10 protein-coding genes are annotated in these 6,874 nt (G+C 47.3%); 8 read left to right on the top strand and 2 right to left on the bottom strand.

What is annotated here, in order from left to right; genetic code table 11:
• From F8N00_RS14985 to F8N00_RS14975, 3 genes are all read left to right on the top strand, one after another.
• Positions 1-270 (top strand): PTS glucose transporter subunit IIA (locus tag F8N00_RS14985; protein WP_421018494.1); only part of this gene is annotated, 270 nt, incomplete at its 5' end.
• 24 nt (positions 271-294) lie between these two features.
• The gene (gene bglA, locus F8N00_RS14980; protein WP_421018493.1) at positions 295-1,752 is read left to right on the top strand and encodes a 6-phospho-beta-glucosidase BglA; all 1,458 of its coding nucleotides are present in this window, start codon (positions 295-297) and stop codon (positions 1,750-1,752) included.
• 105 nt (positions 1,753-1,857) lie between these two features.
• Entirely contained in the window at positions 1,858-2,403 is a 546-nt protein-coding gene (locus tag F8N00_RS14975) for a DUF402 domain-containing protein (RefSeq protein ID WP_421018492.1), read from the top strand.
• 16 nt (positions 2,404-2,419) lie between these two features.
• Here the strand turns inward: F8N00_RS14975 and F8N00_RS14970 are convergent, their stop codons facing one another.
• Positions 2,420-3,631, bottom strand: a complete 1,212-nt coding sequence (locus tag F8N00_RS14970; protein ID WP_421018491.1) for an MFS transporter — start codon at positions 3,629-3,631, stop codon at positions 2,420-2,422.
• Positions 3,632-3,761: 130 nt separating this feature from the next.
• On the opposite strand from F8N00_RS14970, the gene F8N00_RS14965 reads away from it, so the two are divergent.
• Positions 3,762-4,331, top strand: a complete 570-nt coding sequence (locus F8N00_RS14965; protein WP_421018490.1) for a GNAT family N-acetyltransferase — start codon at positions 3,762-3,764, stop codon at positions 4,329-4,331.
• Between the two features lie 3 nt (positions 4,332-4,334).
• Entirely contained in the window at positions 4,335-4,958 is a 624-nt protein-coding gene (locus F8N00_RS14960) for a zinc dependent phospholipase C family protein (RefSeq protein ID WP_421018489.1), read from the top strand.
• On the opposite strand, the gene F8N00_RS14955 is transcribed toward F8N00_RS14960, so the two are convergent.
• Positions 4,941-5,246 (bottom strand): hypothetical protein, encoded by a 306-nt coding sequence (locus F8N00_RS14955; protein ID WP_421018488.1) that lies wholly within the window; start codon positions 5,244-5,246, stop codon positions 4,941-4,943. The genes F8N00_RS14960 and F8N00_RS14955 overlap by 18 nt on opposite strands.
• 247 nt (positions 5,247-5,493) lie before the next feature.
• On the opposite strand from F8N00_RS14955, the gene F8N00_RS14950 reads away from it, so the two are divergent.
• The 3 genes from F8N00_RS14950 to F8N00_RS14940 form a co-directional block, all read left to right on the top strand.
• The gene (locus F8N00_RS14950; protein WP_023468485.1) at positions 5,494-5,712 is read left to right on the top strand and encodes an AbrB/MazE/SpoVT family DNA-binding domain-containing protein; all 219 of its coding nucleotides are present in this window, start codon (positions 5,494-5,496) and stop codon (positions 5,710-5,712) included.
• 24 nt (positions 5,713-5,736) lie between these two features.
• Positions 5,737-6,237, top strand: coding sequence for a cation:proton antiporter regulatory subunit (locus tag F8N00_RS14945; RefSeq protein ID WP_023468484.1), 501 nt, complete (start codon positions 5,737-5,739; stop codon positions 6,235-6,237).
• A gap of 3 nt (positions 6,238-6,240) precedes the next feature.
• Positions 6,241-6,874 (top strand): cation:proton antiporter (locus F8N00_RS14940; protein ID WP_421018487.1); only part of this gene is annotated, 634 nt, incomplete at its 3' end.

Raw genomic sequence — 6,874 nt, 5'->3', positions numbered from 1 at the left:
GGAGATGTGTATAAGAGACAGGTCTTGATCCATGTCGGTCTTGAGACCGTGACGCTCGACGGTAAACCGTTTACGCTTCACGTCAAAGAAGGCGAATCCGTGACGACAGGCGATCTACTCGTAACGTTTGATGCGACAGCGATTGAAGCGCATGGACTTGAGACGATCACGCCAATCATTATCACGAACACGCAGAGTTATGCGCAAATCCTACCGACGGACGAGACGGTCACGACGGCAAACACACAGATCTTGACAATCATCAAGTAAGAGAAATAGAAGGAGGACATGAAGATGAAGACATTACCAAACGATTTCTTATGGGGCGGTGCGTTAGCAGCGCATCAATTCGAAGGCGGCTGGAACGCTGGTGGAAAAGGACCGAGCGTCGTCGATGTATTGACGGCAGGGGCGCACGGCGTTGCACGACGTATCACGGATCAGGTAGAGGAGAATGAATTTTATCCGAATCACGAGGCGATTGATTTTTATCACCGTTATAAAGAGGACATCGCCCTGTTTGCTGAGATGGGACTAAAGTGTCTCCGGACGTCAATCGGTTGGAGTCGGATTTTCCCGAACGGGGACGAGACAGAACCGAACGAAGAAGGACTGAAGTTCTATGATGACGTCTTCGACGAATTACTGAAATACGGCATCGAACCGATCATCACACTGTCGCACTTTGAGATGCCACTCCACCTCGCACGTGAATACGGTGGATTCCGCAACCGGAAAGTAGCGCTGTTCTTCGAAAAATTCGCGGAAGTCTGTTTCACACGTTACAAAGACAAGGTCAAGTACTGGATGACATTCAATGAAATCAACAACAAGATGGATGTCAGCAATCCATTATTCCTCTGGACGAATTCCGGTGTCCTCCTTGATCCGGAAGAGAACGCGATGGAAGTCATGTATCAAACGGGTCACCACGAGTTGCTCGCGAGTGCACTTGCCGTCGCGAAAGGGAAAGCGATCAACCCGGACTTCGAAATCGGAGCAATGGTCTCACACGTACCGATCTATCCGTACTCATCGCATCCGGAAGATATTCTGCTCGCTGAGACATCGATGCGTCAGCGCTACTTCTTCCCAGACGTCCAAGTCCGCGGCTACTATCCGTCTTATGCGTTGAATGAGTTCAAACGGGAAGGGTATGATATTCCGATTCTAGACGGTGACGCAGAAATCTTGCGAAACGGAACGGTCGACTATCTTGGATTCAGTTACTACATGTCGACGACCGTCAAACATGATGCTGTCGTCAATAACACGGGCAACATCGTCAACGGTGGTCTCGCAAACGGCGTTGAGAACCCATACATCCAGTCGAGTGATTGGGGTTGGGCAATTGATCCGGTTGGTCTCCGATATGCGATGAATCGTCTATACGACCGCTATCAGATTCCATTGTTCATCGTCGAAAACGGCTTTGGTGCAATCGATACGATCGAGGATGGTCAGATTCATGACACGGCGCGAATTGATTACTTGCGTGCGCATATCGAAGCATTCAAAGCAGCTGTACTCGAAGATGGTGTCGAGTTGATTGGTTACACGCCGTGGGGCGTCATCGACATCGTCTCCTTTACGACAGGGGAGATGAAAAAACGCTACGGCATGATCTACGTCGATCGGGATAACGAAGGTCACGGATCGATGGAACGGATGAAAAAGGATTCGTTCGATTGGTATCGTCACGTCATCGAGACAAATGGTGCTGCGTTACACGGTTCAGAGACGGCAAAATGATGAAGTAAGGGGTAACGGAAAAAATCCGTTGCCCCTTTTTTAAAAGAATTAGAATGAAAAAGAAGTTGGGTATGGCACACTAAGGAAAAAACGGGGAACCGGTAAATGATCAAGAAACGCTATGCCGATCGACGTGACTGGCGTCGCATCACACAACGACACTATGTTCATGAACAGGTAGACAGCGAAGTGTTCGTAGGACATGTGACACTCCTTCAACTCATTGAAGTCGCTTCACCGTTAGACGTCCGTTATGGTGACGAAACGATTCGAATCGCTGACGCTGGTTACGTCTGGGTACAACAATTCCCAAGCGATGCCCATCATGCCGTGACCTCGATGTTTGACGCCGCAGGTCAGTTGGTACAAACCTATATCGATATCTGTCTTCGTACCGGAGTGGAGGACGGACGTATCTACTGGGAGGATTTGTTTCTCGATCTGATCTCCTTGCCATCGGGACAAGTTTTGTTAATCGACACGGACGAACTAGAAGCAGCACGAGATCAAGGGGATGTCTCACAAGCGGAATATGCGCTCGCTTGGGTAGAAGCGAAGCGACTGCAAAAACAACTACAAGATGGATCTTTTCCGCTCGTCGCACACGCAGAAGTGATGAAACAGCAACTTAAACAGGGAACACCGTGTTGACGGGGTTCCCTGTTTTTTAGGCGTGTCGCTCTGCTTTAACTTCGTTCGTCGTAAAGTACCGTTGCTTGCGCGGGAGGAGAACCAATCCGAGAAAACAGATTGTCACGATCACGAGGAGGCAGGCAAATAGAATCGTACTGAAGCGAATCGACCAGATATCACCGAGCAGACCGATGCCGACGATCGCTAGAATCTGTAGCAGACTGACACCGACTCCGTAAAGACTCGTAAAGCGTCCCATTAAGTGTAGTGGAATATTCGTTTGTTGGAACGTTAGGAAACCGGTCCCCGCAAATGCGTGGAAACAACCGAGCAACAAGAAACCGATACAGACGATTGAAAACGAATTCGCACTTGCATACAGCATGTAACCGGCAGCGACAAATACATAGCCAATCGTCAGCATCATCCGAACGGAGAGGGTTTTAGCGTAGCGAGCGACGACCCAGCTGCCGGAGACGGAACCAATCCCAGTCAGACTCATCAGTAAACCATAGTCGGTTTCCGATAACCCGATGCTTCGCTGTAAAAAGATGACTTCTTGTGTATCAAGCGCAAGTGTCGCGATCATCATCAGCATCGCGAGGATATACAATCCGGTCACGTAGCGTGCACTTTTGCTGAACTGATAGACAAGCCGCCAATCGGATATAATGTCTTGCAGCCGCATCCCTCGTTCGACCGCAGCAGTAAAACGCGGCAAGCGCATCAGCAAGACAGCTGATCCGAAAAACGAGACAGCGTTGAGCCAAATGGCAACGTCAGCAGAAGCAACATAGAGCAGTCCTCCAGCGAGAGCAGGCCCGATCAAAAAGGCACCAGACGTGATCAGACTACGATAGGCATTAAACGACGCCCGATCGTTTTGAGGAACAAGCGTCGTGATGTAGGTCAACGTTGCCGGTTCAACGACCGCTTTGATGATGGCTAAGGCGATCAAGTCGATGTAAAGCAACGATAGTGGTAGAAATGGCATGATACCGATTAAGAAAGCACGCAACAAATCAGTCTGAATCAATAGTTGACGTAAGTCGGATCGGTCGACCCAACTTCCCGCGAACGACTTGATGACGAGAGAGACGACCGGACTGATGATCCAAAGCGCAGCAACGGCTGACGCAGAGCCGGTCAAGCGATAGATGTATACGTTGATCGCAACGAGATAAATGAAGTCACCAAACTGTGAAATACCGAGCGCACTTAAGAGGGTTCGTTCTCGAGAAGACATGACAGCATCCTTTCTTACATCATTTTCCAATAGTATACCAGAAAATTCAGATAACGTTTTCGTATATCTCTATACTTTTTATGGAAGAGTGGGTATACTTGGAAAAAATCAAAGGAAGAAGGGTTCAATCATGTTAACGACCATCGATTTATATCAAGCTTTGCCTGTACTTGAAACGGAGCGACTCCGTTTACGACCGGTGCGCACAGAAGATGCAGCAGATATCTATGCCTACACGAAAGATGAAGAGACGGCGCGTTATGTCAGCTGGCATGCGCATAAAAGCCTCACGGACTCTGAGCATTTCGTCGAGCACATCCTTCGACAATACGAACAAGGGAATCCGGCACCTTGGGCGATTGAAGACAAAGCGAACGGACGAGTCATCGGAACGATTGATTTCATCAAAGTCTCGTTTGAGCAACAGCAAGCAGAACTCGGTTATGCGCTGTCGCGCGATTACTGGGGGAAGGGTTTGATGCCGGAAGCAGCAGCGCGTCTCGTACAGTACGGTTTTGAGACACTCGGACTCGAGCGCATGCAAGCCCGTTGTTTTGTTGCGAATGATGGATCAGCTCGTGTCATGGAAAAAATCGGTATGACATTTGAAGGAATCTCGCGGAGTGCTTTATTTGTTAAAGAGCGTTTCTGGGATTTAAAGATTTATGCGATCACGCGTAGTGATTATGAAGGGAAGTAAGAGATGGGTTCACGACTGATGCATGCTTACATCGGACAACGGCTGATCACGTCATTACCGGAACTTGACCCCGCTCGATTTCTTCTCGGTGCGGTCGCTCCTGATGCACGCTATGACGAGAAGGAGCAAGCCCACTATTATACGGGTGAATTAGCGAGCGGGACACGAACAATTGACTACGAAGCATTTTGGAGAGACTCGACGTCTTGGGATCCATCTTTTCGAAGTGGCTATTACGTCCATCTGATAGCGGACGATATTTGGTTACGCGGTTTTTATATGGGGTGGTTACGACAATCAATCATAGCCGACGCCTCGATCGGTTCAAGGTATCATGATGATTTTAGGCGGTACAATACACGCATCGCTCCGTTCGTGAACTGGAATGAACAAGCGATCAACGGAGCGCTTCATGAAGTGAGTGTACAGTCGAGGTGGAAAGCACTTCCACAATTTGTTGGCGAGGTAGAAGAGGACCAACGAACCATTCTGCCACAAGAATATGATATCTTGTTGCCGCATCAATTGGACGGATACATCGAAACAGCGATTGAACGGTCCATCCATCACCTAGGTGAAAAAGGGCTAAAGATTGTTCCGACCAAAGAATCATCTCCAAATCATTGAAATGATCCATCTAACGGTTCCGAATAAGATGTAGCAACATCCGTTCAGCAGACCAATCCACATCAGGTTAATCAGACTTTCTAAACCTTCAAACCAATCCATGACTGGTGTAACGAATAAAGCGAATACAAAAAGTACCATGACGGTCCAACTGACGGTTGGAATCAGGAAGAGAATTGTTAAGCCGGCGACTACAGCTGGTACGATTCGTTTATAGATAAGATAGATTGCTGCCACGTTCAACGATAAAATATAGATTACAAACGCAATTAAAAATAATTGCGACATAAAATCACCTCCGAATAACAATAAGACGAAGAACGCATCCATTTAGATTAGGATGCGTTTTTCTATGTTTATTGTAAGATGTCTTGAAAATAATCGTATGCATACGGTTGAACAAAAAGAAAATCGATTTTTAAATTTTAATTCAAAGCAAAACACTCGGAATAAGTTTAGAACTATGTTATATTGGAAATAAGAAAAGTAAGGAAGTAAGGAATACAAGAAAAACACAGAAAGAAGGAAGTTCGTGATGGAGCTATCAAAGTTAACGTCAAAAGGACAGATCACCATCCCCAAAAAAATTCGGCAGGCCTTGCAAGTGGAGGAAGGAGATCGCGTGGCATTCATTGAGGAGGACGGGTTTGTCATCATGGCGAAAGCGGATTTGAAACAGCTGCATGACCTTCAAGATATATTGAGCGATGAGACGTTCAAGACGCTCATCCACAAAGCGAATCATCATTTGTAAAAAATAAAAAGGAGGAAATAACAGATGGATATGCGCGAAGTAGATTTACCAGGAATCGGACGGAAGTTCGAAGGCATCACGACACGAGGAGATAAGGTGGTCGTCATCGTCCATGACGACGGACGACGCGAAATGCATCATTATGATGACGATGATTTTGATGAGAGCATCTCGAGCGTGACGTTCAATGATGCAGAAGCTCGTCAGATGGCAGGGATTCTCGGAGGATTATCTTATAAGCCAAAGGATCTTGAAAAAATTGAACTCGCGTTTGATGATCTCGTCATCGAGTGGTTCAAAGTCGGTCAGGATTCAAAGGTCAACAATCGAACGATTGGGGAACTCGATGTCCGTAACCAATATGACATCTCGATCATTGCAGTGCTTAAACATGACCGTTCGAAATCGTTAAATCCTGGACCAGAAACGCGCCTTGAAGCGGGAGATACGATTGTTCTGTCAGGAGAACGTCAAAACGTCCGTCACATCACGAAAGCATTATTCTCAATCGAAGGAGGCGGATAATATATGGATCATCTCATATTTGAAGTCGGTACCGCGCTTATCTTAGTGGCGATCGCGGCAGTGCTCGCGAACAGACTCAATTTCTCAATCATCCCGTTTCTGATTATTCTCGGGATGATTGTTGGACCGCACGCTCCGACAATCGGGATACTAGACTTCAAGTTCATTGAAAGTGCTGAGTTCATCAGTTTCCTCGGACGAATTGGCGTCCTATTCCTCTTGTTCTATCTCGGACTCGAGTTCTCGATCGGTAAGTTGATCCGGTCTGGAAAATCGATCGTCACGAGCGGAACGATCTATTTATCGATTAACTTTACAGGTGGTTTACTCTATGGATTCATCGCCGGATTCCCACTCTATGAAGTACTCGTCATCGCCGGAATCATTACGATCTCCTCGAGTGCGATCGTGGCGAAAGTCCTCGTTGATCTCCGCCGGACTGGTAACACGGAGACGGAATTGATTCTTGGAATCATCATGTTCGAGGACATTTTCCTCGCTGTCTACTTGTCGGTCTTATCGGGACTGCTTCTCGGTGGTGGAACGACATTACTCGCATCCCTCACATCGATCTTGATCGCCCTCGGCTATATGTTGCTGTTCTTCATCGTCGCTCGGAAGGCAACACCGCTTTTAA

Origin of the sequence: Exiguobacterium sp. A1_3_1, assembly GCF_048985645.1 — a bacterium.
Taxonomy (GTDB): domain Bacteria; phylum Bacillota; class Bacilli; order Exiguobacteriales; family Exiguobacteriaceae; genus Exiguobacterium_A; species Exiguobacterium_A indicum.
This window is presented reverse-complemented; position numbering and strand designations above follow the sequence as displayed.

Bases quoted from the DNA above. Each gene is read 5' to 3' on its own strand.
- bglA (WP_421018493.1), top strand. From the start codon at position 295: ATGAAGACATTACCAAACGATTTCTTATGGGGCGGTGCGTTAGCAGCG.
- F8N00_RS14975 (WP_421018492.1), top strand. From the start codon at position 1,858: ATGATCAAGAAACGCTATGCCGATCGACGTGACTGGCGTCGCATCACA.
- F8N00_RS14970 (WP_421018491.1), bottom strand. From the start codon at position 3,631: ATGTCTTCTCGAGAACGAACCCTCTTAAGTGCGCTCGGTATTTCACAG.
- F8N00_RS14965 (WP_421018490.1), top strand. From the start codon at position 3,762: ATGTTAACGACCATCGATTTATATCAAGCTTTGCCTGTACTTGAAACG.
- F8N00_RS14960 (WP_421018489.1), top strand. From the start codon at position 4,335: ATGGGTTCACGACTGATGCATGCTTACATCGGACAACGGCTGATCACG.
- F8N00_RS14955 (WP_421018488.1), bottom strand. From the start codon at position 5,246: ATGTCGCAATTATTTTTAATTGCGTTTGTAATCTATATTTTATCGTTG.
- F8N00_RS14950 (WP_023468485.1), top strand. From the start codon at position 5,494: ATGGAGCTATCAAAGTTAACGTCAAAAGGACAGATCACCATCCCCAAA.
- F8N00_RS14945 (WP_023468484.1), top strand. From the start codon at position 5,737: ATGGATATGCGCGAAGTAGATTTACCAGGAATCGGACGGAAGTTCGAA.